The following is a 25,700-nucleotide window of genomic DNA, read 5'->3' as shown; positions in this document are numbered from 1 at the left end:
CTCTTATTAGCGAAGAAATGCTAAGCGAGAACTATCCGGATGAATCGTTTCGAATTAGGACTGACCTAGCAAAGATAAGATGGATCAGGCGCGAGCTTTTTCATCCTTCTTGCCTACACTCATCGATTTCGGATCATACCAGACCTCTTCCAGTACGCGCATGATATTTCCGCCGATCACTTTGGCGATATCTTCATCGGAATATCCACGAGTGATCAACCAGCGCACAATATTCGGGAAGGCTTCTGTCGGATTTTCGATCCCTGCTACATAATCGACTTCCTCGAAATTTTTCTTTCCGTGTGCAGCTGAGATGGACAGGGCACTGGCAAATACGCGGTGGATGCCCACGTGGTCTCCGAACAGCACATCTGGACCGAATGCGACATGATCAATGCCCACGAGGTTCGCGCAATACTCGAAATGCTCCATGAAAGAGTCCAGATTGTGCCTTGGCTGATTTTTCGTCATCGTCGTATGAGGAGCTGCTTCAATTCCGATGACGCCCCCACGCTCTGCGCATGCCTGAATAATGTGATCCGGCTTCAAGCGGTTGGATTCCCACAGAGAACGCGCCCCTGCATGGGTAATGAAGATCGGTTTGTCGCTCGTCTCAATCGTATCCAACGAGGTTTTGTCTCCAGAGTGAGAGATATCGATAGCGATGCCCAGCTTGTTCATGCGGCGCACCGCCTGTCTGCCGAACTCCGTCAGTCCCCCATCGTTCTTCTCCTTCAATCCGTACCCTAACGAATTTCCTTCACTATAGGCGATCCCCATGCAGCGAACACCGAAGCCGTACAGAATATCCAGGCGATCCAGCTCGTTCTCGATCATCGTGGAAGCCTCCAGCGATGGCACAAAAGCGATTTTTCCATTTTTCTTCGCCTGGCGGATGTCCTCTGTGGTGAGTCCGAGCACTACCATGTCCTGATGCGCGATATCACATAAGCGCATGCCTAAATCAAACAGGATGTCATCCCATTTCCACCCGGCACGAGAAGTAATCATGGCTGTTCCATTCATGAGATTGTCAAACACGCAATCGAGCCCTGACTGACTCAGTCCTTCATAGCCCATGCTGTCTCTGCCCCACCGACGAAACTCGAAGAACTCATTCAGATTCTCAGGCGCGACAAACATGTGGTCATGCAGAGAAATCACGACGTTTTCCTCGAAAAGCCGCCTCGCTCGCTCTTCTTGTGCGGTCGTCAATGGAATCGTATACGCAGGGAATAAACCTGTTTCTTTGGATAGCTTGAATTCTTTGAAATCAACTCCTGGCTCCAAATACTGATAAGCGCGATACCCTTTGTAATCCTTTTTTTGCATAGAAATCACACCTTTCTGTTCTTCATACGATGGATAGGAGGCTCTCTGTCATCGCACGAGCCATTGGCTATTCATAGTGAACAAGATGCATTTTCGATGCCAAGTGGGAGCATAAGGAAAAAGGCAAGACTTATCAGCGTTTTTCCTGGGCTGTCTTCACTGCTATACAGAAAAGCTAACGATGTTTGAAACCAACTTCACCCTAATAGAGCAACCTAAGAGAACTCATTTTGAGTAAGCCTAAGTCCAAGCCTTTCTTTTCTTTGCCTTAGCGATCTAAAGAAAGGAATGCGCAAAGCCCACGTCGAAAAGATAGCTCTTGCCAGCATCTGTGACAATGCCTTACACCGAGGCAGAAAGATTGGGAGGGATATCGATGAGCGGAATTGCCAAAACACCACAGCCACCGTACTATGCCGTCATTTTCACTTCGGAACGGACGGATGGAGACAACGGATATGGGGACATGGCGGATGAAATGGTAGAGCTAGCATCCTGTCAACCTGGTTTTCTGGGTGTGGAAAGTGCCCGAGAAGGTCTCGGGATCACCGTGTCTTATTGGGAATCACTTGAAGCCATTCAAAATTGGAAGCAGAACGAAAGACATCTCGTCGCTCAAAGGAAAGGAAGGTCGGAGTGGTATCAGCACTATAAAACAAGAGTCTGCAAGGTCGAGAGAGATTACGAATTTGAAGCGAGAAATACATAGGAAAACACCCATACAATACCCCCGATAACAACCAGCATTATCGGGGGGTATTGTATGGGGATAGATTGTTTATTTTCCTGCAAGCCAGTCAGGCCCTGTCTAGTCCATCTCCGCTAGCGCCCGCATCGCCAAGTTGCGTATCACGTTTTCGTCCATGGGTGGATTGTGCAGCCCTGCCCGAACGTCACGATACATCCGCTCCAAAGGCAAGGAACGGGACAAGCTCGCCCCACCCACAACCCGCATCGCCTTATCTACGATGGAAATAGCGTGATTCGTTGCGACGTATTTCACCAGCCCCAGCTCTGGAATCAGCTGAAGCCTGCCCGATGGGTCTTTGTCCCAACGATCCGCGATTGCATACATGAGGTGACGTGCGACTAGCAGCTCTGACTCCAAAAGCCCAATTTGCTGTTGGACAGTAGGCAAGTCAGCGATCGGCGTGGGCAGGCTCGCAGGATGATAGCTTTTGGCAAAAGAAACAGCAAAATCCCGCGCAGCGTGGGCAATGCCTAAATAGCACGCAGGAATATGCAATAGCCACGCGCTGGCATCACTCGGTGCCTGTGGCTTCTGCCCAACCGGATAGGAGCTGATGAGCGCCTCATCCGGGACAAATGCCTGATCCAATACCACGTCATGACTTCCTGTAGAGCGCATCCCCAGCGTATCCCACGTCTCATCGATGTGAATCCGGTCGGAGGAGCGTACCAAGAAGCTCCCTATTTCATTTCGTTCCACTATGCTGACCGAGACCAAAAATGTATCCAGCACAGGACTTAGTGTGCTAAAGGTTTTTCTCCCGGAGAGTAACCAGCCTCCCTCTGTCTTCACGGCTGTCGTCTGCGGTGTTCCGCCTCTGCTGGGGCTGCCAGACGATCGCTCTGTCGAAAAATGGTTCAGGAGCGTGCCTTTTTCCACCACTTCTCGGCAAAACGATCGGAACAGCTCCTCTGGCCAGGAACGAGTCGTCCGGTAGTGGAGCATCAAACCCATGTGCCAGCCGATCGAAAGCGCTGTAGAGCCATCCCCCCGCCCAAGTTGTTCTTGAATCAAGAGCATTTCATAGAGCGAAATTTCTTCTCCTCCATACTCGCGAGGAACGGTTAATTTCACATAGCCCGAGTCCTTTAGATCCTGGATATTTTTAAAAGGAAAGCTTCCTTCGCGATCATGCAGAGGCGCCCTTGCGGCAAAACGCTCGGCCAACTCCGCAGCTGTCTTCACCAAGTGCGCTTCCTTTTCATTGCGGATAAATGGATCGTTTCTTTTCTGTGTAGTCACACGACCGCACCTCCTATCCTACTTGTTATCATATTCGCTTTTCTTGGATCCTTCAATCATTGCGCTGTTTTCCACGCATTTGCTGCCTCGTGAAAGGTAGTTCCGTCCCAAACCAAAACACCCCCAGACAAGCAGTTTGCTCGTGTGGGGGTGCTCGAAAAGGAATGTCGTCTGCGCGTAATTACCGAGGGGGGAGCTGCTGCAGAAAACTCTTCGTGTCCAATCCCGATCTCCTGATCCTGGCATCTACCTTGACCTCGATGTTTGCTTTTTTGAACGCCTCCTGCCATCTGTCCGAAACTTTGTGGAAGTAAGCCGGATCCTGAAGATGCATGTGATCTCCAAAACCAAAAATGTCAGTACCAAAATCCTTTTGCACTTTCTTGATCGTTGCGAGCACCTCCGCTCGGATAAAATCTGCCGCCTTCTTCTCATAATCCACATAAGAAGAATGCTTGGACAAGTCTGCACCACATTGAGTACCATCCAGGATCGTCTCCACTTTGATGTTCAGTTGAATATGCGGAACGTCATTTTTGCCGCGGGCTTTTACATTTGTAGATGAATTGTAGACGAGGACATTGATGTATTTATCCTTGGAGCAGGGAACCGACAACGAAGTATGCCGCAATTTGTTTTGCGTCCAGAGATAAACACGCACACCTTCAAGCGGCAGATAACCCACCAATTTTTCTTTATCAAAGACAGCCATACCGGGTACAGTGATCAAGGAAGGTGGGATCGGATGCTTCATGATATCTGTCGAATTTTGAATGTGCTTGGTACCGGAAACAGTCAATGCCACCGCTACAGGGCTCCTCCCTTTCGATACCAATGCCTTGATAAAATCCTTGAGACGCACATCGGGATCGCCGCCCCACTCATCCTGCAGAGTGTTTAGCTGAACCTTGAGCTTAAGCGTGGAGATTTTTTGGAACGGATAGAGAACCGTAAGTATTTCTTCTGCTTCCACTCCCTTGGCTACTACCAGGTTAAAATCATTGCGTACCTCCCGATAGCGATCCATATAATCAAGAAATTCCATTAAGCTCGATTTGGCAATCTCCTCCGAAATCACCACTACGCTCATATGCGATAGGATCAGTTTTCTCGAGAGGCCTGTATTCATCTTTTGCACAAGCTCGGAAATGGTGTCCCCTTCCTGCGTGTACACGACGGACGGCGTCTCTCCGCCCTTTGTCTTGGGGGACAGCTCCGTGATATTGACCGTTTCCGCACTCAGCTTGTACTTCTTATTCTCACCCTTGTCTATGGCAATTCCGGAAATCAAGGAAATCTCGTTTAACTCTTTGCGGTCCCAGCAGCCCGTCGTCATGAATGTGAATACACAGCACAAAAGAAGCAATTTTATGACTCGTCTATACCCCATTATGTCCCTTCTTTCTGCGGAGGTGTGGGCGAATGGGCATTGGGCTGCTTGATGACATCAGCAGGCTGGTTCGAGGTGGGTCTTTTTTTCATCGTGAATACCGGAAGACGCAGGATGACATCTTTTTGATCCTCCAAAATAAACGGTGCCATCGGCGAAAGATACGGGATGCCGAAAGAACGCAAGCTGTTTAAGTGTCCGACCATGAAAAACAACCCCAGCATGACACCATAGAGTCCCAGCGAAGCCGCCAAAATGACCAACCCAAACCGAAGCAGCCGCGCCGCCATGGAAAAGCTGTAAACGGGACTTACAAAGCTGGCAATGGCCGTAAGCGCGACGATGATAACCATAATACTGGAAATAATCCCCGCTTCTACAGCTGCTTGTCCGATTACTAACCCACCTACGACCGATACAGTCATCCCGACGGCGCGAGGCATGCGAATCCCTGCTTCACGAAGGATTTCAAAAGTGAACTCCATGATCAGAACTTCGACGACGGCTGGGAACGGAATACTTTCCCTTTGAGCCATAATACTGATCATGAGAGGCGTCGGTAATAATTCGTGGTGATACGTAATGATGGCTACATAAGCAGCCGGCATGATCAGTGCGATGAGAAAGGCAATATAGCGAATGAAACGGATAAAGGTCGCCATCATAAATGGCTGATAGTAATCCTCCGAGATTTGAAAGAAATCGTTTAAGGTCGCTGGCATAGATAGTACGAACGGAGAGCCGTCTACAATGATCATCGCTTTTCCGGAGATGAGATTGGCTGCGGTAGTATCTGGACGCTCTGTATTAAAAACCAATGGAAACGGAGTCATTGTTTTATCCGTAATAAACTCCTCAATCATTCCCGAATCAAAGACTGCGTTCGTATGAATAGATTGAATGCGTTTGCGAACTTCCTGAAGGATCGCTGGATTGATAATGCCTTCTATGTAAGCCAGATAAATCGAAGTATGGGTTTCCGTCCCCAACTGAAATGGTTCAAAACGCAGCTTTGGATTTTTAATCCGTTTGCGGATCAACGTGATGGATTGCTCCGCTGATTCCGTAAATCCTTCCTTCGGTCCTTTAATTACCGTTTGGGTAGTAGGTTCTTCTATGGCTCTTTGGCTTTTTTGGGGACAATACAAGGCAACTGCCCTCGTCATGCCATCCAAGCAAACAACGACATAACCAGACAGGATCAACCACGTGAGCTGATTTAACGTACTCGCCATCACGTACTTTTTGCCAGAGAAAGAAGTTTGCATGTAACGTTCCAGCTCTTCGTCATTATCGATTTCAGATTCTGTTCCATCGAGATCCGACAGCGGTTCCATAAATATCTGATTGACCATCTGCAGATCGATGGTGGATGACAAATAGCTGAGCATACCCTCGCGCCCCTGTACTCTGATTCCGATGGTATGCAAATCCGCCGTATTTCCAAATATGCTGCGAATCTCTTGCTTGTTTATTTCCACTTCTGAATGGATGTGCTTGTCCCCTTCGGTAGAAGAATGATAGCTGTAAATCCGTTCCTCTCTGATCTGCATTTGCCTAATTTTCGCTTTGAACCACGTTGTCAAGTCCCTCATGCTTTTTTTCCCCTTTTCTTCTTCTCACCTTTATGAGGAGTATCACCGTTGTTACTAAAGGGATGCCGATCTGAAATGGGATATGAAGATAAAGCGGGACTGCAACTAATCCCTCCTCAATGTGCTCGGCAAAGTTGGCCGCAATAAACACAGATATGGAAGAAACGAGCAACCCAATCGGGAAGACAAAGTTCCGATAAGGAATCAGGGTTATAGATTCCATCCCTTTTAACGCTGCGAACAAAAAGACGCACACCTTGAGCCAGATTCCCAGCATCATCACGAACACGACCAGGGCATCCAGCCTCTCGATAAATTTCGCAATGGAAATGTCGCGGATGGTACTCAAGAGTGGAAACTCAACTCGATCGATCATATCCACCCCCAAAACACTCACATTAATCATCGTGAAAATCATCAGGATCGTTCCCGCAACTGCTACGGCTGATATACCTACCTTTGTTAAGTAATCTTGTCTAGTTACCGCAACCATAACCGTGGTCAAAGCGACGATTTCTCCAAAAGGAAACCCGAGCATCGACGGAAAAACAGCTTGAAAAACGGGCCCCCAACCAAACTCCAGCACAGGCCGAAGATTTTCGCTATGAAAAGAACGATTAATAAAGAGGAAGATCACCAATAGAATCAAAAATGCAGCAGAATACGGAAACAAGATCTCTGTTGACCTGCCGATAACCTCTATCCCTTGATATAGAAAATAACAGCACATAAGAGCAAGAGAAAGTGAAATAATCTCAATCGGCGTTTTGGGATAGATCGCAGTCGTAAGGAGCTCGCAAAAATCTCGAGTGACCCTAGCAGCGATGTAAAGAAAATAAAGCACATAAAAATAAGAAAGAATCCGTGACAGCAGGCTTCCATAGGCTATCTTCAACAATTCATAAAAGCCTTTGCCCGGAAGAAGGGAAAGCATGAAGCAGTAGGCAAAGATCAAGAGCACTCCATAAATCGTCGCGATGCCAACAGAAATCCATGCATCCTGCTTGGCTGACTGTCCGAGCCCAATGACGATGGCTGTTCCTAATTGAAAGATAACAATCATTAAGAAAAACTGGCTGAGCGATATTTTTTCAACAAAGTCTGTACGCATATACCCTTCTCCAAACCACAAGATGGTAGATCACGAGCTCTGCTCTGAGCGCTGCTCCTTCCTACGAGACAAATCCGTACGAACGGTGAACACGAAGCTGACGAGATAACCAAAGATCACGTAATACTCTTTGGTGCCAAAGTCTATATCGAAAATATAAACGAGCGTGTCCCATACGGATCTACCGTACAAACAGATATCGATCATCGTAATCATGAAAATCATCGACACGCTAATAACGAGCACGGAAATCGTAATCATGATGCACCACCAGCCCGTGGAAATTTGTTCCTACTCATTATGTTTCAATTGGTGAGTGAACATACACTTCATCCGGCTTCTATTCGCAATTCCTACTATTCTCCTATATACTTAATGGTATTCTTTGACAGAGGTGAATGCGGATGAAGAACCAGACGAAAATCAAAATAGCGCGGTCGGCCCACGACGTGTTTGAAGCATTTGTCGACCCTTCAAAAATCGGGAATTTCTGGTTTTCTTCCAGTTCAAAGCGATGGGAGCCAGGCAAAACCATCACACTGCGCTACGAGGAGTACCAGGCGGAAGGCGAAATCACCATAAAAGAAATCGTAACGGACAAAAAAATCTCCTTTGAATGGGATTATGGTACGATACACCTGGTCACGATCGCGCTGACAGCGATTGACGATACGACGACTATTGTGGAAGTATGCGAGGAAGAGTTTCCGGAGAGCGCCGATGCGATCCCCCTGATCGTAGGAAACAAAGAAGGCTGGGTATACATGCTGACATGTCTAAAGGGCTACTTGGAGCACGGTATTACGACATTGCGCGCAGCACTTGTGCATGAGTAAACAGTCAGATTGACCACAAAAACACCCCTGAAAGCACAACGGGAAATCCGCTGCCAGCTTTCAGGGGTGCTTCTCAAGAACTACTCTTTCACGATCTCTTCGTACAGAGTATCAATCAGTGCTTCCTCCACGTTGTTGAAAGAACCGCGCGTGCCAGCCGATGCGTTCGAGCCATTTGTCACGAAAATAATGCCAAAGTCTTCCTCGCGGCTAAAGTACAGGCCTGAGTACAGCCCGTATGCACTGCCGCCGTGACCAAACATCCGTTTCGCTGGAATACATTCATCTGTAATATGGAATTGCAAACCGATAGCATGGAAGCCCTGATCAACTCCCGCTTGCGCCCATTGTGTGGAGAGCATCTGCTCCACCGTTTCTGGCTGCAGGATGCGTGCTCCGTTGAAGCTGCCCCCTCGCATAATAGCCATCATAAATTTGCTCAGCTCTCGCGCATTCGTGCGAAGCCCCCCTTGAGGTCCAAAGAGAGAGCCGTTCGTTCCTGGTGCAACGTTGGACCAGTCAATCGATTCCGGCTTCACCCCTTTGCAATCATCGACACCTGCGATAAACTGTCCCTCTTCCAAGCTGTAGATGACACCAAGCTTATTGATATCGGCTAAAGCCTGCACATGAAAGTCAGAGGCAGTCATCCCAAGTGGCCGAAGAATATGATCCCGGCAGTACTGATCGAAACGCTCTCCAGACATTCTCTCGACCAATGCCGCATTGATCATCGAAGCGAGGTTGGAATAGGCGAAGCATTGTGGATCACCAGGCTGAAACGAGCTCCACAAGCTGTCTACATACAAGGAGCCGCCTGGAACGAGCAGGTCTTCCATGGTCGGTGGGTCTGATTGGCGAGATGCTTTCGAGAACACCACATAGAGCTCGCCCCCTGTCTCATCCTCGTTTAAGCTCGTTGTATGTGTCAACAGCTGGCGAAACGTTATGGGAACATCCGGATAGTGTGGATTGCGGAACGAAAAGCCCAAGTAATCACTGATATCGTCATCCAGTTGAAACTTGCCCTGTTCATACTGCTGCATCAAGGAAGTGGCGACAAACAGCTTGGATATCGATGCAATACGGAAAACGGTGTCCTCCGTAACAGCAATCTCCCTATCCAGATCGGACCAGCCATATTCATTGGCCCAAACGACCTGGTTTTCTTTCACGACAGCAGCCGAGACTCCGACGATCTGATACGTCTCCATCAATGCGACTATTTTCTTGTCCACTTCTGCAATCAGTTCTTTTGCAGGCGGTTGCTTCCACAGACTCATCGCGTAAAACTCCCTTTCAGCATCTTTTCCCTAGATTCGGAATGGCTTTTTTCACTTCCTTACCTGTTTCATTTCCGCAGAAGCAGCCTGTTTTCCTTTCTAAAGATCACGATTGCCAGAAGTTTCGTACAAATCTAATCAGCTTTTTTGCAATGCTTAAACGCTTCCTAAAATTGTATTAGACTAACCGTGTTAAAAAAGTCAGTGACAGTCAAGGGAACGTTAATCAAGAATCCTAGACCGCCTCTGGATCATTGACGTATGGCAGCTAGTCATCGAGCCACTTAGCCGTTTTCTCAGCGTAGAGTGGCTTTCATTCAGGTATTGAATTTAAGAGTTCGTCTATAACAGTGGTTTGCAAGAATTGATTTACCAGGTTCACCCTCTCCTCATCGAACAAACCTGCCCGTTTCCTTGAGAAAAGAGCGCAAAACCGGCAGACGTTATTGAGCGATCGGTCCCGTTCGTTCAATAGCTGCAAACCGCTCACCATTCATCATATTGATGAATGGCCATACACCGAGTGAATCCAAGTTGTCTAATTGACCACACGAAAGCATTTCTTTCTCCCGGTTATCCCAACCCCGGAATTTCAACTCACGTCCTGCTTGCATCCCGTTCCCTCCTCGTAACTTCTTTGGTTGACTAGTAGCATGTGAAGGAGAGGATGTTCCGCTCAACCGCAAAGCCGAGCTCCTAGATCCGGCTAAAAACCGAGTCCGATCGACCAGGTGCACCAATTGGAGCCACAGGCAAATCGCTTTCTATTCATGCCATCCTTACCCTTTATCACAAATAATGATGTGTTATATCCGTATTTGTCTTTGAATCAATCTGTCTGTTATAATTTTTTCAATTAATTACAAGAGGTGATTTTTTTTGGAAAACACTGCGACAAGCGATGTCCAGTTACGAGATGTCATAGAGGCGGATCTTCCCGTATTTTTCGTGCAACAACTTGACTCAGCTGCCAACTATATGGCAGCCTTTACTGCCAAGGACCCAACAGACCGGGATGCATTCACTGCCCACTGGGTCAAGGTTTTAGGCGACAAAACTATCCAAAAAAAGACTGTACTCTTCCATGGGCATATAGTTGGCCACATCTCGAACTTTGAACAGTTCGGTGTGCCAGCCGTCAGTTATTGGATCGGAAAGGAATACTGGGGCAACGGCATCGCAACCAAGGCACTCTCAAAGTTTCTGGATCTCGTAAAGACGCGGCCCCTTTATGCCCGTGCTTCCAAAGACAATATCGCCTCTATCCGCGTCTTGCAAAAATGCAATTTCAAGATTTCCGGCGAGGACAAGGGGTTTTCCAACGCACGCAGTGAAGACGTTGAAGAATTTATTTTGATACTAGATACAAATGACCATTAACATATTGAAACGAACGTTGTAATTGCAAACACTCAATAAAGGTGCGATCTTATACTTGTGCTTGTTTAATCTGATACAAGCTGATGGCAAGTTCTAAGGACCGGTTTATCTCAGATACCACCTGCAGGGCAGGAGCCAGTGAGTCATCAATGCCATCCACGAAGAGATCAAGGTGGAACTTCAACGTATGACCCAGCTGTCTGCCAGACGGCGTCACAGGCGGCAACGCAAACGGCCGCAGCTGCATCTTGTGGCCGCCTCTTGCACAATCCCGGACGAACCAGCCGAGAAACTCAAGTGCTTGCCAACCTTCCTGTGACGACTGCAGCACAAGCTCAAATTGAATTAGAACCTCATTGTCCAGCCCTCCCCCGGTACGCAGCAGAGCGGCATGTGGCAGATGGGCATACTCCGATACGAAAAGCAGCTCCGCATGTACAGATGACAAATCATCCACACCGCTAATGGCAGAATCGACACCGGCTAAGCTGCACAAGGTTTGGTGAAACTGTTCAATTTCAGGGGGATACCCTCTCATTGTTTTTCCTCTTTTCTATTGGTGTATGGTCTTCATCTGTGATGAATCCGCCAAGCAGAACAGGTTCCGATGATTCCGGTAGTCTACCATTTAGCTCAACGAACCAATGATATCTCCATAAATATCTTTGGCATTCACATCAATTTCACAGAGTTTTTCGTTTTCGGTAGGGTTCGTTATGATCCTCAATAAATGAGGAATTAGTTCCTTTTAACTTCATTTAGTTCTGAAATAAAAAAACAAATGCATGAAAGCTGCCAGCAATCATCACCACTGTTCAAGACCATCTTGATTCATCAATCCATATCCAAGAATCCGCTCGAGAGTCATTTTGGGTGGGGCCATTCCCAGCCAAGCTGGAGGAAAAGTCCAAGACGATCACTGACGGCCCGAATCTCACTTATTTTTCCATCTGACACGGTGAAGATGAAAATCGCCTCATTCTCGAAGCATTTATTCGTCGGTTTGAACATCCGGGGATGAGTTCCGCTGTGAATACCATTTTGAGTAATCCGTACCACCACGCGGTCAATCTCAGAAATGATTTCGTCGATACGAGCATGGTGCCGCCAGCTGCTGTTTGATACCATCAAAGGCGCCACCCGGCTCGTCGGCTTCACCGTGGATGATTTTGTTGTAGTCGATGACATCGGCAGCTAAATATTCCGTCAATGCGCCAATCTGTCGATGGTTAATCGCATCGAAAAATTGCTCCACCACTTTTTTGTTGTTCTCCGACGTTACAAGTTCCATGCTCCTACGCTCCCCTACATCCCAAGATTTTCAATCCGATTCTAGTATTACGATGGAAAAAATGTCAAGAAGATTGGAGTAGAGATGAAGATAACTGCTCGTTACCTCCATACATCAAATAGGAGCTGTCCTTGAAGCATCTCCACGTTAGCCATTCCTGATCAGGGCACGATGTGTGCGAGAAGCCAATGACAGCGATGTCGGAACGGTTTTCACCGAAGTTGGGAAGCACTGGCACAAGCGGCTCGCCGAGGACGACGACCGATTAACGGAATTGTAGATCCGTGGCTTTCGCGCATTTGCTCAATCGGACGGCGTACCCGGGCACCACACACCTAGCCACTGCTCGGCACCGTAGTCCTCGAACCGCTCCACCTCGGTGAACCCCAGCTTCGCCGCGACGCGCATCGAGGCCTCGTTGGCGGTCTGGGTAGAAAGCACCACCCGCTCGCCGGGATGCGTGTTGGCGAACCAGTCGAGCGCCGCTGCGCACGCTTCGGTGGCGTACCCCCGTCCCCACGCCTGCGGCAGGAACATGTAGCCGAGCTCTGGCTCCCCGCCCTCTGGACGGATGTGACCCTTACGCTCCCGGTCGCGCCGATCGAGCGTGATCATACCGATCGTTGTTCCGTTGAGCTCGACCACGAAGAAGCCGAAGCGCTGCCCTGGAACCTCGGGCAGAGCGCGCTCGAGCTCTTCACGCGGTCGAGCACCGCCGACGTAGATGACCACCTCTGGTGAGGCGAACAGGTCGATCAGCGCCGCACGGTCCCGTGCCTTGGACTGACGGAGTACGAGCCGCTCGGTCTTGATCGGGGCAGGTGGCCAGTCGACGGGGTGTACTGTGATCTCATCCGACATGGTGTAATCTCCCTTCTTTCACATTGGGGTACCGCCAACAAAACGCAGAAAACCATACGCTTTGCAATTCGTTGCATAAAAAGCGAGCTCTCCTTTTCTCTACAAGGGGATCGCTTTTCGTAAATCGCAGCAGACTTGAACTAACGATATCCTTTAGTGATAGTTTTCCATTTCTGGTTTTAGCGGAAATAATTACTTAGACGATAATTCTACCAATAATTTTCTCGCCTCTTCAAAGCTTGTATATTCCTCATAAAATTCCTTATAGGTACTAATTTGGTCTTCAAGAAACTTATACTGATTAAAGTAATCAAAAAAAGAAAAACGTAAAAGCTCCACCTGATTTTGAGGGATTCTTTTACCAGCTAAAATGTAGCTTAGACTTCCAGCGATATTCATGCAGAAAGAATGAAAATCACCACTTAAACAATTCTCTTCGTCTGACAGCTTCAAGAACTCTGCGTGGAAATCCTCTTGTAATTTTTGTACATCCTTTTGAGGAAAAGGATCGAATAATTTATTATTTATGTAGGTTAGCTGTTTTACAATATCCTCCATAAGCGATTCCCCTCTGGACATATGTTTGTGCCAAAAAAAAGAGGGAGCATACATTTCCCTCTTTCCCTTTTACGAGCTGCTATGATTTTTTATCTAATATGGAGCGCAGCTCCTTCATGTCCTCTTCCGACAAGGAATCGTCCTGAATGAACTGAACGAGCATGGATTTCATCGTCCCACCATAAATTCGTTTCAAAAACGACTGTGCTTCGGCTTGTTGGCACTCCGCTTGCGTATAGCGGGGGTAAAACGTATACACCTTTTGATTTTGATTTACGCCGACTACCTCTTTTTTCACGAGACGATCCAAAAGGGTACGAATCGTCTTTGGCTTCCAATCCATTTTTTCCTGCAAGGAGGAAATGACTTCGTTCGCCGTTTGTGGAGACTTTTCCCAGAGTACATTCATGACCTCCCACTCTGCTTCCGTGATTCCTGGAACTTTATTTGCCACCATTACCACCCCCTTACGATTCCACTTGTCATGATGCGATCGTTGTCATCTACTGATCAACAAGGCGCGGGCTTTCATAGATTCCTTTTTCTTTTAAGATCGAAAGAGTGATCTCGGCTGCTTTGCTTCCAGAGCTGTGATCTTTACCCTGAATATTGGTTGCAAAAAAATACGTGTTTCCCTTCGTCTCCACATAACCGATAAACCAACCGTTTGTCTCTTTGTGATTGACTGCGCCTGTTCCTGTTTTTCCGGATAGCAGGACTCCATCTTTTTCTTCTAATGCAATCGCATTCTTCACTGTCTGTATGTTTGGCTCCTGGAACCCAAATTGATTGAAATAAAAAGAGCGAAGGAGCAGCACTTGCTCTACCGGAGAAATCTTTAGGGAGGATTCCATCCAGAATGAATCTACGCCACCTGACACGTTTTCATTTCCATAGCCAATCTGTGATAGATACGCCTGCAAATGATCGATTCCCGTTGCTTGATCAAGCTCCTGGAAGTACCAGTTCACGGAGCTTTTCATCGCGGTGTTCAGGGTCTGGTCTCTGTTCCATTCCGCATAGGGAGATGGCACACCGCTCCAAGCAAGAGTGGAATGGTCATTCGTAATCACATGTGTCTCCAAGGCGAACAACGCGCTATATATCTTGTACGTCGAATCGGGTGACACCCGTGATTCGCTCTGTTGCTTATTGTAAATGCTGTAACGATCAGCTTTTTGATCATACAAGACGAAGCTGCCATCATATCCAGCAAAAAATGACGCGAGATCCTCGTAGTCTGCGTTGTCGCCGTGAAATTGGTAGCTCGTGCTGTCGCTTGCGATTGCGGTAACGAGGGGGATCTGACTGATCACGATCGCGCCTGCAAGGATAAAAACAGCAATACTTTTCGTCCGCAGCTGTGTGGATTCCATTTGAAACGTGGCAATCTTTTGGATGCGCCTTTTTAATTGCTCTTTGGAGCTGCCCATTTCGCTTTCCAAGACAAATCTCTTTTGCTTTGAAATTTTGCCTACAAAATGAATGATCGTATGGCCGTATTCGACATGGCTACGTTCATCCAGCGTCTGAAGAACATCACTATCACAGGCGATTTCACGATCCACGCGCATCTCTCGAAAGGCAATCCAAACGAGCGGACTAAACCAGTACAGAAGCTGAAACAAGACGATCAAAAAATTGGACAGATTGTCTTTATTTTTGGAGTGACTCAGCTCATGCAAAAGCACATACCTGATCTCGTTTTGCGATAGCCACTCCTGAAAACCGATGGGAAAGACAATGTACGTCCTGCGCAGTCCAAACATCATCGGAGATTGCACCAGCGGTGATTCCCCTACGATCAATTCTGCGGATAGCTGGACACGCTGCTTGCACTCCTCGAGCAATCGCAGCAGGTCAGGATTATGGATGCGGGAAGTGGATTTTTTTATTTTCTCCATTTTAAGCACGGCGTGTATGGCAGGAACCGTAAAGAGCAGCATTCCTGCCACCCAAATTATCACCACAAGATGATCCAAATACGCCGGAGTTGCGCGATCAACCGAAACGGCAAAATCGTTTAACCAGTTCGCCTTTTCCTGAGCTGGACTCTGGGCCATCGCTTCTAAGCTGCCGAGCCAGCTGTCCGAGTGAAAAGCCTCTATCGGAAACGCACTGCTAAATGACAATAGCGGCTTGGGAATAAAGGGAATGAGCAAGGCAACAAACAATAAATACCAAATATTATAATGCCATCTTGCTGAAAGATTCCTTTGAAAGATCTTTTTCGTCAGCAAAATAACAGCCATGCTAAAAGAAGACACGATTAAACATGTCAGGAAATGGGTCAAAAACATACTTCTCCTCTCCTTCATGGAGCCTGAACCACTCATATATTACAAGTGTAAGACGAAATATGCAAGCGTAAAAGGAGAAGTCTTACGGTTAAGAAAACCTCTATCGAGGCCATCTCATGGAGGAGCGACCGCGTTTTAGGGAAAGTTTTACCGAAGGAATGCCAGAAGCGGACGCTGAGGCACCTCGCCATGCGCTCCAGAATTCATAAGCATGACGCTTATAAATTCTTATACGTTCAAAAAGACTCGCAAACAGCTGCGAAAGCCATTTGCGAGTCTTTGCTGACAGACTAATTGGAGGTTAAGGCATCGAGTGCGACTTTTGCGGCCTTTTCTATAAGCGCATTGTCGTACGTAGCATCCTGTTTTTCTTTACTGGATAAAACAGCCATGACAATCGGATCCCCATTTGCGGGCCAGATGACGGCAATATCGTTGCGTGTGCCATAGCTTCCGGCACCTGATTTATCCGCGACGATCCAATCCTTTGGTGCGCCAGCACGAATCAGCTTATCACCTGTTTCGTTGCCAAGCATCCAGTTAATCAGCATAGAGCGTTTTTCCTCGGGCAGTACATCCCCAAGCGTCAATTTTTGGAGTGTGACAGCCAGCGCCTTTGGTGTGCTGGTATCCCGAGTGTCACCAGGAATGGCTTCATTCAGCTCGGTTTCATAGCGGACAGGGCTCGTTACTTTATCGCCCAGCTCTCGCAAGATCTTTTCAAAGCCTTCCGGTCCGCCCAGCTGCTTGAGCATGAGATTCCCTGCCGTATTGTCACTGTAGCGGATAGCCGCTTCGCTGATCTCACTGAGCGTCATCCCTGTTTGTACGTGCTTCTCTGTTACTGGCGAATACGTTACCAGTTCATCATTTGTATAGTTGATTACCGCATGGAGCTGCTCGTCTGTACTTTGTTTGAGCACCGCTCCTGCTGCCAGCGCTTTGAAAGTCGAGGCAAATGCGAATCGTTCCTCGCCGCGATACTTGATCTCTCTTCCCGACCCTGTATCGATGGCATAAACCCCGAGGCGCGCTCCAAAGTCTTTTTCCAATTGAACGAACTGCGGATCAAGTGATGTTTGTTCGTTCGCCTGCTCCTTAGCTTGAGGAACCTTCTGCTCATCCTTAACAGACGAGCATCCCGCAAATACGACAGCCATTAATAGAAATGGGATCACTGCTTTCCCGTTCGCAAGATAACGTGCCATTTTTCTTGCTTTATTCATAGCTAACCCCTCATTTCTTCCAAATTTATAGGAATATCCTGTACATACGCTATTCCCTCTTTTGATTACAATTGTAATCCTTGAGACCGAAGTCATCCCTCGTTTCCAAACAACGAAGAGAGCTCACTTTTGCAGTCCGACGTATTTGTCATAGGCGTCATATACGGAGCGCGTAATTACAGCTGCGGAACGTCCACCGTACCCCCCTTCCGGAACGACTACTGCAACCGCCAGCTTGGGACGGTCTGCAGGAGCAAAGGAAATACTCACACCGTTTGTAATACGGGCATGCATCTTCCAGTCCGTCTTTTTCTCTCCCGAATTTGGATCCGTCGTCGTGACGGGTACATAGATGTCTTGTTCGGAAGTTCCTGTCTTGGCTGCGACCGAATACGGCAAACCTCGGAAGGCATTCACTGCCGTACCTCCCGGCTGTGTCACCATCATCATTCCTCGAGTAAGGATGTCCCAGTAGGCGTCTGGATGGGGGAATGTACTAAGTACACGCGGGGTAAAGCCTTTCACAAGCTTGCCGTCTGGTCCAGTGATCTTTTCAACTAATTGAGGCTGCAAGCGTACGCCCTTATTTGCCAGTGTCGCCGTATACTGGGCCAGCTGCATGGCGGTAGCTCGAATTTGCTGACCAAAGGAAGCTTGCACCATGGCTGCCAAGGGACCGTAATGATCATTCATCACGAGGTAGTCTTCTTTTCCCCTGCTTTCATTTGGCAAATCCACACCTGTTTGAATCCCGAGCCCAAACGCATGGTAGTAGGTTTGCAGAAGCGATAAAGATTTCTTCCCAAATTTGAGAGAGAGCTCCTCTCCAATCCGTGCCATGTATGTATTGGAGGATTTTTGGATCGCCTTCTCAGGTGTCAATACTCCGTAGACATGACCGCTATCATTCTTGATTCGATCGGTTCCTCTTCCATAGAAGTAAACGCCCGGATCTGTCCATTGATCCTTTGGAGCTATGATACCTTCCTGTAAACCGAGTAATATCGTAATCGGCTTGATGACAGAACCAGATGGAACGATGGAGCGCGGGTGCTTGTCGTTTTCCTTGGCAGCGGCTTCCCCTGTCAATGGCCTTGCGTCATACGGTGCTTCTTTGATTGTCCCATTCGTTACTGCGTACTGAATCTGTTCGTACTTTTTCTGATCGGGTCCCTCGATCCAAACATTCGGGTCGTATTCGGGGTAACTGACCATCGCCACGATCTTTCCGGTTTGGATCTCCATCGCCACGACATAAGCTCCCTTGGCATAGGAAGCTTCTGGGATGGTAGCGCGCAGGTTGGGCAAAAACTGCTGGATCGAATCTCGTATATCAGTTTGCACGCGTTGGTCAATCGTGAGAGTCAGATCGTTTCCACTTATGGGCGAGACTTTTTCGATCTGCTTGACAACCGTTTGATCAGCAGCCACCTCGTACAGCCGGTAGCCGTTTACTCCACGCAGCTGATCTTCATACGACAGCTCAATTCCATCCAAACCGACGAATTGATTAGGCAAGTATTTCTCCTGTTCGCTGCGATAATGGGCAATATCCAGGTTTTCGGCAACATGGTAGGGCCTCACGTACCCGACTGCCTGAACAGCAATTTGCTTAGGGTCGTATTGCCTGATCGGCTTCGTCACGACCTCGATCCCATGTAAATCCCCCCGGTGCTCGCTTAATTCTGCAATTTCTTTCTGTGAGAGATCACTTTTGAGCTCTTTTTCTATATATTTTGGCATTTGACGCGCGGTCCTGATGAAGCGGCCATTTTCAAAAGCGTAACCGATATCCATTTTTTTCAGAAGCGTCGCGCGATCTACGTTCGTCAATATGTTCTCCAGCTTTTCGACCAGTTGAATGTAGTCTTGCTCGCTCATCGTATCCTCCTCCCGAAAAACCGCGAGAAAGGCTGGACGGCTCTGGGCAATGACATGCCCGCTACGATCGTAAATGTTACCGCGCATAGCCAAAATCGCATCTTTTTTGAGTGATCGTGCCATGAGTTCGCTCGTATACTTGCCACCTTGCTGAATTTGTAGCTGTGCCAGCCGCAGAATGATGGAGGCAAACAGCAAGAACACCATGAGGTACACGATTTGCAGTCGGTTGATGCGCTTCTTTCGTTCCCCTTGTACCGATGGTTCACTCATCTTTCTTTCACCTCTTGCATTGCCTCTTTCTGCTACTCACTCCCCCGTAAAGGAGAGATTGCTTTCCGCTCCTCCCTTAAGATTACAATCGTAGTACAATACTACATTCGTAATCCGAAAATGTCAAACCTCTCTCCAACAAATCCTCTCGCATGCAGACACCACGTAGGATACCCTGTGAGCTGTCTCACTTGTGAGAGGCACCCCGGGGATACCTCTCGCAACGTTCGAGGCTTTGCTACCAAGTTTTATACCGAAGAAGGCATCTTTGATCTAGTATGCAATCATATTCCTGTGTTTCTGGTACGGGATCCGATCCGCTTTCCTGAATCTATCAAAGCCCTTTCCCCTTCTCCCGTAAATAACCTGCTGGACCCAGAGCGGTTCTGGAGCTTTATTGCCAGAGCGCCTGAGGCCACGCATTTTCTCGTCCGTCTGTACTCTGATCAAGGTACGGTCAAAAGCCTTCGCCACATCCCCGGCCATAGCGTCAATACTTACGTCTGGCGGAATGCACAGGGTGTCCGCAGCTATGTGAAATACCGCTGGCTTCCTTTCGATGGCGAGCAGTACATCGATCGTCAGGAAGCAGCTCGTCTGGCCGGAGAGAATCCTGATTATGCGGGACAGGATCTATTCCAGACACTAGCCGCAGGAAAAACGGTGGAATACGGGCTTTATGTTCAACTGATGAACCCCGAGGACGAATCGAAGCTTCCCTACGACCCGCTGGATGATACCAAGGTCTGGGACGAACGGCAATATCCCTTGCTGCCGGTTGGAAGACTGGTGTTGAACCAAAATCCGGATAACTACATGGAGCAGGTAGAAAAGGTGGCCTTTTCTCCGTCCAATCTATTACAAGGCGCGGAACTGTCTGCCGACAAAATGCTTCAGGGACGTGCGAATATTTACTGGGATTCCCAAAGGCGGAGATTAGGTCCCAATTTTCGCAGTATTCCAGTGAATCACCAGGAGGACTGGACCCCTGCTTCTCTGGTAACCAGCGGCAGTGGCGAATATGTGGAAGGTCACCTTGTCCGATCGGCTGCTCCCAAACCCGACGACTTCTCGCAAGCCGGACAGTTTTATCGTAGTCTAAATGCAACGCAGCAAGAGCATTTGGTAGGTAATCTTGCAGCTGACCTAGCGGGTATTTCCCCAGAGTTGCAGGATATCGTGCTAAGCTACCTGCACAACGCTTCGCCAGAGCTGGAGGAACGAGTATCTCAGCGTTTAAAGCGCTAGACTCAGCATAGAGGCCATAAAAATACGGCAGCTCTGAAATGATCGTAGATCGATCACCCTGAGCTGCCGTACCTTTTACATCAATAGATCTCCGCCGCTACGTATATCGCGATCCCAATCGACACAACGTTTGCAAAGATGAGATACCATTTGAACATCAGTTTGTTGCGTCTTTCAGAATCGAAGAGGCTCCAATTTAGATCAAAAAAACCGGGGATAAACCACATAATCATCACGATAATGTACACGACAATCCCTGTAAGCAACTGCTCTCCCATACTTTCCACTCCTTCAAGATCTTTCCCAACAGTGAAAATAGCAAATCGGAGCAAGCAAAAAAAACTAACCAAAGTTAGTTTTTTCGTAAAAGCATGAGACTCGATGGCTATTCCTTCAACAAACCCAGCTCTTTTGCTCTTGAAACAGCTTGAACCCGGCGATTCACCTGCAGTTTTCCGTACAGGTTCACGATGTAGGATTTGACTGTTCCAACAGTGAGAATCAACCTTTCCGCGATCTCCTGATTGGACAGCCCCTCTGCGATCAAAAGCAAGATCTCTTGTTCCCGGTCAGTGAGCGGCTCGATCAAGGAAGCGGTTTTTTCAGGTTCTTTTTTCTCGCTTACGCCCGCGTCGGAGAATCGCAGCAGCTTGGCGCTAGCCATTTGGGCAGATAGCATCTGGGAAAACTCCAGACGATCGGTATGGAATGCATCCGGAGTCAGGCTATTCTCTAAATAAAGCACCCCCACCAGTACGCCTGTGTAAAGGATCGGCACGCAGAGAATGGAACGCGGGCGATATCGCACCACGTAGGGGTCTTTGCTGAGCCATGAGGAACATTCGGCTTCGCTCAGTACGACAGCTTGTCTTGTTCTCGCCACATAATGAACGATAGAGGCGGGAATGTATGCAAAGCTGTCTACCGATTCTCCCAGATTTGCCGAATCAAGCAGAGCATCTGCTATTTTCCCGGCCTCGACCCGTAGGTCACCATCTTTCTCTAGAAGGACAAAACCCGTCTCGGCACCAGCATTTTTCATGGCCGTTTCCAGATAAGAGACGAGCAGCTTCGGCAAATCCGTCTCCTTTGAGAAATCCAGGAGCGCTTGCTGGAAGGTTTCTAGATCCAATTGGAAAGAAGAGCCTGAATGCGTAGTCGTACTGCTAAAAAACAGACCGTGGTGATCTCCCATGTGCAGTGGCTCCTGCTCGTCCTCGCCGCCCCATTGCGTTACTTGGTCTTCGCACAGCTCTGGGTATCTCTCTCGAAGCTGCCTGACCTTTTCAGTTGCCCCCCACTGCCCAAAGGCTTCGATCGCTTCTGTGATGTACGCTCTAGCAAACCTCTCCTTTTTCTTCTTTCCATAAAAGCTTGCCGCAAGCTCACAGGCGATCGCTTGGTTGCGGACATATTGCTGTTCCTTCGCTGACTGGATGGCTTGGTCGTATAGGTCGGTAGCATCTTGATCCCTACCATCCAAGCGTGCTTTTTCAGCTTCCATCAGTCGGTATTTATGCACAAAATTGTCTGGGCAATCTGCTGCCCATTTTTTCATTTTCTTGATATTTCTTTTCACGAGCCTTCCGTATTTTTGGCGGCTCGCATCCGAGAGCTCGTCAAATCCGGCGGTTATCGCCAGCGTCTGGTAGAATACCAATTCCGGTACATGCAGCAGATGCGTCGAGTATTTCAAATGAACAGCAGCTTTCTCGGCATAGCTGAGAGCCCCTTGATAATCGCCAAATAAATAGCAGATTTGCGTTTTGTACGTGTAGTATTGGAAGAACGTCGTTACCTGCGTATCTTCTTGTTGAATTTCCTGCACAAACGCTTCTTCGCTAAACTGATCGTCGCTAAGTGTAAAGCGATGATCCGTTTTGCCTTGCAGGTTGCGAATCAGCTGTAAATACACGTAAAAATTTTTCCGGACAAACTCGTCCTTCAGCTGTTGCAAGACGTTCAAATAACGAGTGACAAGCTCCTCCAATCCTTGCAAAGAGCCCCATACATAATACGCATTGACGTGTGTCCCCATGGCGTAGCTGGCGTAAATGAAATCGCCTCGCTCCAAACCCAGCTGAAGCGCCTTTGCGATGTCTGCATGAACGTGCTTGGGATGACGTACCCACGGGCTGAGCGTACCTCTTGCTACCACCAAGGTTTGGCAGGAAAAAGGATTTTGAGGAAACTGTTCCATCCATTTCATAGCAATTTCTCCCAGCTGATCCCCTTCCTTGTAGCGCCTCATGATCAGGCTGAGAACCAGACCGAAGCTTGCGTACGCCATCGCGGAAGCATCCGTGTTGCCATATTTCAGAGCAAGCTGGATATATCTGCACGTCAAGACAACAAACACTTCTTTGTTTGCAAAAAACGTTGGTGCGACCAGTGTCATAATCAATTTCATCGTCGCTTTGATCGTCGGATCACTTACGTTCGGAAGTTGAAGGAGCTGTTCCCTCTTTTTGATAACCTTTCCTCTCGTCATAAGCGATTCGAATAGAATGGTGTGCGGACTGGGCCTAACCGATATCGACGTCCCCAGCTCTTCCAATCCTTGCAAGCCGAGCTGAATCGCCTCTACATACTTGCCGAGATTGGTATAAAGCGCAATCCGTATCCGGTACACCTCCGCACGGTCGATACGATCCCGGGCACGATTCAGCAATTTCCCAAATTCTTCTTCTGCTTTTTCATAATGCGTGCACAAATATTCGCATTCCGCCAGGCGCAGATGCATTTGAAAGATGAGCGCATAGCGTTCGTCCCAATCTGTTTCCGAGAGCAGCTCCATCCCAGTGCGAAAATGCGCCAAAGCCGAGAAGTATGCCGTCGTGGCTTTTGCTTTCATCCCAGCCTGAAAATTCAGCTCTGCCAGCCTTTTTCGCTCGTCCGCGCTCTTGATCTCCTCTTTCCCGATGTTGAGGTGGTGAACGATTTGATAGATTCTCTCTTCCAAATTTTCCGGTCCGACTAGCTCTAGCATTGCTCTGCCAATTCTGGCATGGATGGACTTTCTCTGATCCTCTGAAATCAATAAGTAAGCCGTTTGCAGAACACGGTCATGCAAAAATTCGAAAGACGTGTTCCTATCAATGGAGGAATCCTCCTCTTTGACTAAGACCAATCCTTCCGAGATGACTGGTTCAAGCAGGCGCAGGGTATCTTGCAGGCCAAACCCGGAGGCGCGTGACAGTGTGTACAGATCGAAGCGGTTACCGATGCTTCCCGCGAACATGAGTATCTCTCTGGCTTCATCGGGGAGCTGCTCCATTTTTGCAAGCATCCATTCCATGACGTCCCCGAAGCTCTGCTGTTTATCCATCTCTTCCAGATCCCATTCCCATTTCGCGCTCTCGAAGTTAAAAAGCAGGAGGTGATCCTTGTACATGGCCTGAAAGAGCTGCTTGAAATAAAAAGGATTGCCTGCTGTCTTTCGATACATCACTTCAGCAAGCGGACGAATATGCTCTTTTTCAGTAGAAAGCGTCTGGGCAATCAAATGATGAACATGCTCCAGCGTGAGTGGGCCTAGCTGCACCCGGGTCAGCGCGATCCCCTTTTCCTCCAGGTCGGTAATCGTTTCGAGCAACGGATGAGAATCCGAGACTTCATTCTCCCGATATGCCCCTACCACAAGCAGATGACGGCTTCCCTGTTCGGTGAAAAGCAGTCGGATAAAATGAAGCGTGGCTTGGTCGGCCCATTGCAAATCGTCAAGAAATAAAATAAGCGGATGATTGCGATTGGAAAATACCTGAACGAATTTGCGGAAGACGAGCTGAAAGCGATTTTGCGCCTCAGCTGATGGCAACACTTCAACCGACGGCTGCTCCCCAATGAGCAATTTGATTTCCGGAATGACCTCGGTCACGACGGCACCTGTGCGTCCCAAAGCACGCTGCAGCTTCCTTTTCCACTCGGCGATCCGCTCTGATGACTCCGTGAGAATCTGTAGAACAAGATCCTGAAAAGCTTGAATCAGCGGCGCGAAAGGGATCTCCTGTTGCAGTTGCTCCCATTTTCCTGAAATAAAATAGGCTTTTTCTGAGGCGGCCAAACGATAGCTTTCTTTGATTAGCTCTGTTTTTCCTATACCAGAAAAGCCGCGGACAAGCACTAGCTCCGCCCCACCTGCCTTGGCCCGTTTGTACGCGTCACGCAGCTGAGCGATCTCGTTTTCCCGACCGTACAATGTCGGGGGCAGCTGAAACACACTCGAGGCATCTTTTTGCCCGATGACAAAGGGGCGGATCTCTCCGTCTTCCTCCCACATCCTGTGGCAAAGCACTAGATCCTCCATCAGTCCATAGGCGGTCTGGTAGCGTTCGGCTGCCGTTTTGGCGAGCAGCTTCATCGTCATGTCGGATAGGACTATAGGGAGTTCGGGGATCCATTCATGTGGAGGGATTGGCTTTTTCGCCATATGAGCATGAATCCAATCCAGCTTCGTCTCTGCGTGAAAGGGAGACTGAGCGGTCAAGATTTCATAAAAAATGATGCCCAGCGAATAAAGGTCGCTGCGGGAATCGACTGCCCTGTTCATTCGTCCCGTCTGTTCCGGTGACATGTAAGGCAAGCTTCCTTCCAGCGACTGTACCAGATAGCTTTTGCGATTTTCCTTGAACCAGATCGCATGGCTAAAATCAATGATAGATACTTGCTCGCTCTGCTCGTTGATGATGATATTGTCCGGCTTCAAATCCTTGTGAACCACGCCATGCCGATGTATGTCCATCAGGATCTGGCTCAGCTGAATAGCAATCCGGAAAAAAGCTGGCAGGGTCAGCCTTCCCTTTTGCAAGTAGGCTTTCAGCGATATGCCGCCTGTATCTTCCATAATTAGAGCTACGGTTCCCCCCGTTTGCTCCTGGGACAACGGCTTTACGATTCCTTTGATGGGCAGATGCTTCGCGACATCGTATTCATGCAGCAATCTTGCTGTATCACTGGTTGTCATCGTCTCTGCGTTCAACGCTTTGATAATGACTGACTTCCCATCCGCAGATCGCAAAGCGCGGTAAATCCTCTTTTTTTCGCTTTGGTATATCACTTCCTGCAAAGCGTAGCCAGGTAAAGCTGCCATTTTCAAAACTCCCCATGATTTCCATTTCTTTCGATATTATATAGCGCTCGCAG

At 48.3% G+C, this 25,700-nt stretch carries 23 protein-coding genes; 4 read left to right on the top strand and 19 right to left on the bottom strand.

Annotated features, from left to right (window positions below; genetic code table 11):
* Positions 1-84: 84 nt before the first annotated feature.
* On the bottom strand, positions 85-1,332 hold the full coding sequence (locus ACLIN2_RS15395; RefSeq protein ID WP_310231605.1) for a dipeptidase: 1,248 nt from the start codon (positions 1,330-1,332) through the stop codon (positions 85-87).
* A 376-nt stretch (positions 1,333-1,708) separates the two neighbouring features.
* Here ACLIN2_RS15395 and ACLIN2_RS15390 point away from each other — a divergent pair, with 376 nt between their 5' ends.
* On the top strand, positions 1,709-2,041 hold the full coding sequence (locus ACLIN2_RS15390) for an antibiotic biosynthesis monooxygenase family protein (RefSeq protein WP_092276288.1): 333 nt from the start codon (positions 1,709-1,711) through the stop codon (positions 2,039-2,041).
* Between the two features lie 99 nt (positions 2,042-2,140).
* On the opposite strand, the gene ACLIN2_RS15385 is transcribed toward ACLIN2_RS15390, so the two are convergent.
* From ACLIN2_RS15385 to ACLIN2_RS15365, 5 genes are all read right to left on the bottom strand, one after another.
* The gene (locus ACLIN2_RS15385) at positions 2,141-3,325 is read right to left on the bottom strand and encodes an acyl-CoA dehydrogenase family protein (RefSeq protein ID WP_411501465.1); all 1,185 of its coding nucleotides are present in this window, start codon (positions 3,323-3,325) and stop codon (positions 2,141-2,143) included.
* A gap of 181 nt (positions 3,326-3,506) precedes the next feature.
* Positions 3,507-4,715, bottom strand: a complete 1,209-nt coding sequence (locus ACLIN2_RS15380) for a Ger(x)C family spore germination protein (protein ID WP_411501464.1) — start codon at positions 4,713-4,715, stop codon at positions 3,507-3,509.
* Positions 4,715-6,310, bottom strand: coding sequence for a spore germination protein (locus ACLIN2_RS15375; RefSeq protein ID WP_411501463.1), 1,596 nt, complete (start codon positions 6,308-6,310; stop codon positions 4,715-4,717). Before ACLIN2_RS15375 ends, ACLIN2_RS15380 begins: the two co-directional genes overlap by 1 nt.
* Positions 6,273-7,421, bottom strand: coding sequence for a GerAB/ArcD/ProY family transporter (locus ACLIN2_RS15370; protein ID WP_411501462.1), 1,149 nt, complete (start codon positions 7,419-7,421; stop codon positions 6,273-6,275). Before ACLIN2_RS15370 ends, ACLIN2_RS15375 begins: the two co-directional genes overlap by 38 nt.
* Before the next feature lie 30 nt (positions 7,422-7,451).
* Positions 7,452-7,682 carry a hypothetical protein gene (locus tag ACLIN2_RS15365; RefSeq protein WP_092276270.1) on the bottom strand — a complete coding sequence of 77 codons (231 nt, stop codon included), beginning with the start codon at positions 7,680-7,682 and terminating at the stop codon, positions 7,452-7,454.
* 143 nt (positions 7,683-7,825) lie between these two features.
* On the opposite strand from ACLIN2_RS15365, the gene ACLIN2_RS15360 reads away from it, so the two are divergent.
* A complete protein-coding gene (locus ACLIN2_RS15360) occupies positions 7,826-8,257 on the top strand; it encodes an SRPBCC family protein (protein ID WP_092276267.1) in 432 nt (143 codons plus the stop codon).
* An 80-nt stretch (positions 8,258-8,337) separates the two neighbouring features.
* Here ACLIN2_RS15360 and ACLIN2_RS15355 read toward each other — a convergent pair whose 3' ends face one another.
* Both ACLIN2_RS15355 and ACLIN2_RS15350 read right to left on the bottom strand, forming a co-directional pair.
* Positions 8,338-9,540, bottom strand: a complete 1,203-nt coding sequence (locus ACLIN2_RS15355; protein WP_411501461.1) for a serine hydrolase domain-containing protein — start codon at positions 9,538-9,540, stop codon at positions 8,338-8,340.
* Between the two features lie 443 nt (positions 9,541-9,983).
* A complete protein-coding gene (locus ACLIN2_RS15350; RefSeq protein ID WP_411504498.1) occupies positions 9,984-10,154 on the bottom strand; it encodes a hypothetical protein in 171 nt (56 codons plus the stop codon).
* Positions 10,155-10,419: 265 nt separating this feature from the next.
* Between ACLIN2_RS15350 and ACLIN2_RS15345 the strand changes: the two genes are divergently transcribed.
* Positions 10,420-10,920, top strand: coding sequence for a GNAT family N-acetyltransferase (locus ACLIN2_RS15345; RefSeq protein WP_327929209.1), 501 nt, complete (start codon positions 10,420-10,422; stop codon positions 10,918-10,920).
* 49 nt (positions 10,921-10,969) lie between these two features.
* Here the strand turns inward: ACLIN2_RS15345 and ACLIN2_RS15340 are convergent, their stop codons facing one another.
* The 9 genes from ACLIN2_RS15340 to ACLIN2_RS15300 all read right to left on the bottom strand — a co-directional run bounded on the left by ACLIN2_RS15340 (position 10,970) and on the right by ACLIN2_RS15300 (position 19,310).
* Positions 10,970-11,458, bottom strand: coding sequence for a hypothetical protein (locus ACLIN2_RS15340; protein WP_411504497.1), 489 nt, complete (start codon positions 11,456-11,458; stop codon positions 10,970-10,972).
* Positions 11,459-11,784: 326 nt separating this feature from the next.
* The gene (locus tag ACLIN2_RS15335) at positions 11,785-12,048 is read right to left on the bottom strand and encodes an ester cyclase (RefSeq protein ID WP_411504496.1); all 264 of its coding nucleotides are present in this window, start codon (positions 12,046-12,048) and stop codon (positions 11,785-11,787) included.
* On the bottom strand, positions 11,993-12,211 hold the full coding sequence (locus ACLIN2_RS15330) for a hypothetical protein (RefSeq protein WP_411504495.1): 219 nt from the start codon (positions 12,209-12,211) through the stop codon (positions 11,993-11,995). The genes ACLIN2_RS15335 and ACLIN2_RS15330 overlap by 56 nt, the downstream gene beginning before the upstream one ends.
* Before the next feature lie 303 nt (positions 12,212-12,514).
* Positions 12,515-13,072, bottom strand: a complete 558-nt coding sequence (locus tag ACLIN2_RS15325) for a GNAT family N-acetyltransferase (protein WP_411504494.1) — start codon at positions 13,070-13,072, stop codon at positions 12,515-12,517.
* Positions 13,073-13,264: 192 nt separating this feature from the next.
* On the bottom strand, positions 13,265-13,630 hold the full coding sequence (locus ACLIN2_RS15320; protein ID WP_411504493.1) for a YxiJ family protein: 366 nt from the start codon (positions 13,628-13,630) through the stop codon (positions 13,265-13,267).
* 79 nt (positions 13,631-13,709) lie between these two features.
* The gene (gene blaI, locus ACLIN2_RS15315) at positions 13,710-14,084 is read right to left on the bottom strand and encodes a penicillinase repressor BlaI (protein ID WP_327929212.1); all 375 of its coding nucleotides are present in this window, start codon (positions 14,082-14,084) and stop codon (positions 13,710-13,712) included.
* A 49-nt stretch (positions 14,085-14,133) separates the two neighbouring features.
* Entirely contained in the window at positions 14,134-15,930 is a 1,797-nt protein-coding gene (locus ACLIN2_RS15310; protein WP_411504492.1) for a BlaR1 family beta-lactam sensor/signal transducer, read from the bottom strand.
* Between the two features lie 290 nt (positions 15,931-16,220).
* Positions 16,221-17,138, bottom strand: a complete 918-nt coding sequence (bla, locus tag ACLIN2_RS15305; RefSeq protein ID WP_411504550.1) for a class A beta-lactamase — start codon at positions 17,136-17,138, stop codon at positions 16,221-16,223.
* 141 nt (positions 17,139-17,279) lie between these two features.
* Complete coding sequence (locus ACLIN2_RS15300) at positions 17,280-19,310, bottom strand: peptidoglycan D,D-transpeptidase FtsI family protein (protein ID WP_411504491.1); 2,031 nt, start codon at positions 19,308-19,310, stop codon at positions 17,280-17,282.
* 120 nt (positions 19,311-19,430) lie between these two features.
* Between ACLIN2_RS15300 and ACLIN2_RS15295 the strand changes: the two genes are divergently transcribed.
* Positions 19,431-20,558, top strand: coding sequence for a catalase (locus ACLIN2_RS15295; RefSeq protein ID WP_411504490.1), 1,128 nt, complete (start codon positions 19,431-19,433; stop codon positions 20,556-20,558).
* A gap of 80 nt (positions 20,559-20,638) precedes the next feature.
* Here ACLIN2_RS15295 and ACLIN2_RS15290 read toward each other — a convergent pair whose 3' ends face one another.
* Entirely contained in the window at positions 20,639-20,836 is a 198-nt protein-coding gene (locus ACLIN2_RS15290) for a hypothetical protein (protein ID WP_327929220.1), read from the bottom strand.
* A 107-nt stretch (positions 20,837-20,943) separates the two neighbouring features.
* Positions 20,944-25,647: a helix-turn-helix transcriptional regulator gene (locus ACLIN2_RS15285; RefSeq protein WP_411504489.1), complete on the bottom strand. Its 4,704-nt coding sequence runs from the start codon at positions 25,645-25,647 to the stop codon at positions 20,944-20,946.
* Positions 25,648-25,700: the final 53 nt, after the last annotated feature.

Source organism: Brevibacillus centrosporus (assembly GCF_046622605.1).
Taxonomy (GTDB): Bacteria; Bacillota; Bacilli; order Brevibacillales; family Brevibacillaceae; genus Brevibacillus; species Brevibacillus centrosporus.
This window is presented reverse-complemented; position numbering and strand designations above follow the sequence as displayed.

What these genes read in the sequence shown, in the direction of transcription:
- ACLIN2_RS15330 (WP_411504495.1), bottom strand. Translation starts at nt 12,211, where the DNA reads ATGGAACTTGTAACGTCGGAGAACAACAAAAAAGTGGTGGAGCAATTT.
- ACLIN2_RS15365 (WP_092276270.1), bottom strand. Translation starts at nt 7,682, where the DNA reads ATGATTACGATTTCCGTGCTCGTTATTAGCGTGTCGATGATTTTCATG.
- ACLIN2_RS15395 (WP_310231605.1), bottom strand. Translation starts at nt 1,332, where the DNA reads ATGCAAAAAAAGGATTACAAAGGGTATCGCGCTTATCAGTATTTGGAG.
- ACLIN2_RS15390 (WP_092276288.1), top strand. Translation starts at nt 1,709, where the DNA reads ATGAGCGGAATTGCCAAAACACCACAGCCACCGTACTATGCCGTCATT.
- ACLIN2_RS15355 (WP_411501461.1), bottom strand. Translation starts at nt 9,540, where the DNA reads ATGAGTCTGTGGAAGCAACCGCCTGCAAAAGAACTGATTGCAGAAGTG.
- ACLIN2_RS15285 (WP_411504489.1), bottom strand. Translation starts at nt 25,647, where the DNA reads ATGGCAGCTTTACCTGGCTACGCTTTGCAGGAAGTGATATACCAAAGC.
- ACLIN2_RS15360 (WP_092276267.1), top strand. Translation starts at nt 7,826, where the DNA reads ATGAAGAACCAGACGAAAATCAAAATAGCGCGGTCGGCCCACGACGTG.
- ACLIN2_RS15370 (WP_411501462.1), bottom strand. Translation starts at nt 7,421, where the DNA reads ATGCGTACAGACTTTGTTGAAAAAATATCGCTCAGCCAGTTTTTCTTA.
- ACLIN2_RS15290 (WP_327929220.1), bottom strand. Translation starts at nt 20,836, where the DNA reads ATGGGAGAGCAGTTGCTTACAGGGATTGTCGTGTACATTATCGTGATG.
- ACLIN2_RS15300 (WP_411504491.1), bottom strand. Translation starts at nt 19,310, where the DNA reads ATGAGTGAACCATCGGTACAAGGGGAACGAAAGAAGCGCATCAACCGA.
- ACLIN2_RS15335 (WP_411504496.1), bottom strand. Translation starts at nt 12,048, where the DNA reads ATGGTATCAAACAGCAGCTGGCGGCACCATGCTCGTATCGACGAAATC.
- ACLIN2_RS15380 (WP_411501464.1), bottom strand. Translation starts at nt 4,715, where the DNA reads ATGGGGTATAGACGAGTCATAAAATTGCTTCTTTTGTGCTGTGTATTC.
- ACLIN2_RS15320 (WP_411504493.1), bottom strand. Translation starts at nt 13,630, where the DNA reads ATGGAGGATATTGTAAAACAGCTAACCTACATAAATAATAAATTATTC.
- ACLIN2_RS15295 (WP_411504490.1), top strand. Translation starts at nt 19,431, where the DNA reads ATGTCAAACCTCTCTCCAACAAATCCTCTCGCATGCAGACACCACGTA.
- ACLIN2_RS15340 (WP_411504497.1), bottom strand. Translation starts at nt 11,458, where the DNA reads ATGAGAGGGTATCCCCCTGAAATTGAACAGTTTCACCAAACCTTGTGC.
- ACLIN2_RS15375 (WP_411501463.1), bottom strand. Translation starts at nt 6,310, where the DNA reads ATGAGGGACTTGACAACGTGGTTCAAAGCGAAAATTAGGCAAATGCAG.
- ACLIN2_RS15310 (WP_411504492.1), bottom strand. Translation starts at nt 15,930, where the DNA reads ATGTTTTTGACCCATTTCCTGACATGTTTAATCGTGTCTTCTTTTAGC.
- bla (WP_411504550.1), bottom strand. Translation starts at nt 17,138, where the DNA reads ATGGCACGTTATCTTGCGAACGGGAAAGCAGTGATCCCATTTCTATTA.
- ACLIN2_RS15325 (WP_411504494.1), bottom strand. Translation starts at nt 13,072, where the DNA reads ATGTCGGATGAGATCACAGTACACCCCGTCGACTGGCCACCTGCCCCG.
- ACLIN2_RS15350 (WP_411504498.1), bottom strand. Translation starts at nt 10,154, where the DNA reads ATGCAAGCAGGACGTGAGTTGAAATTCCGGGGTTGGGATAACCGGGAG.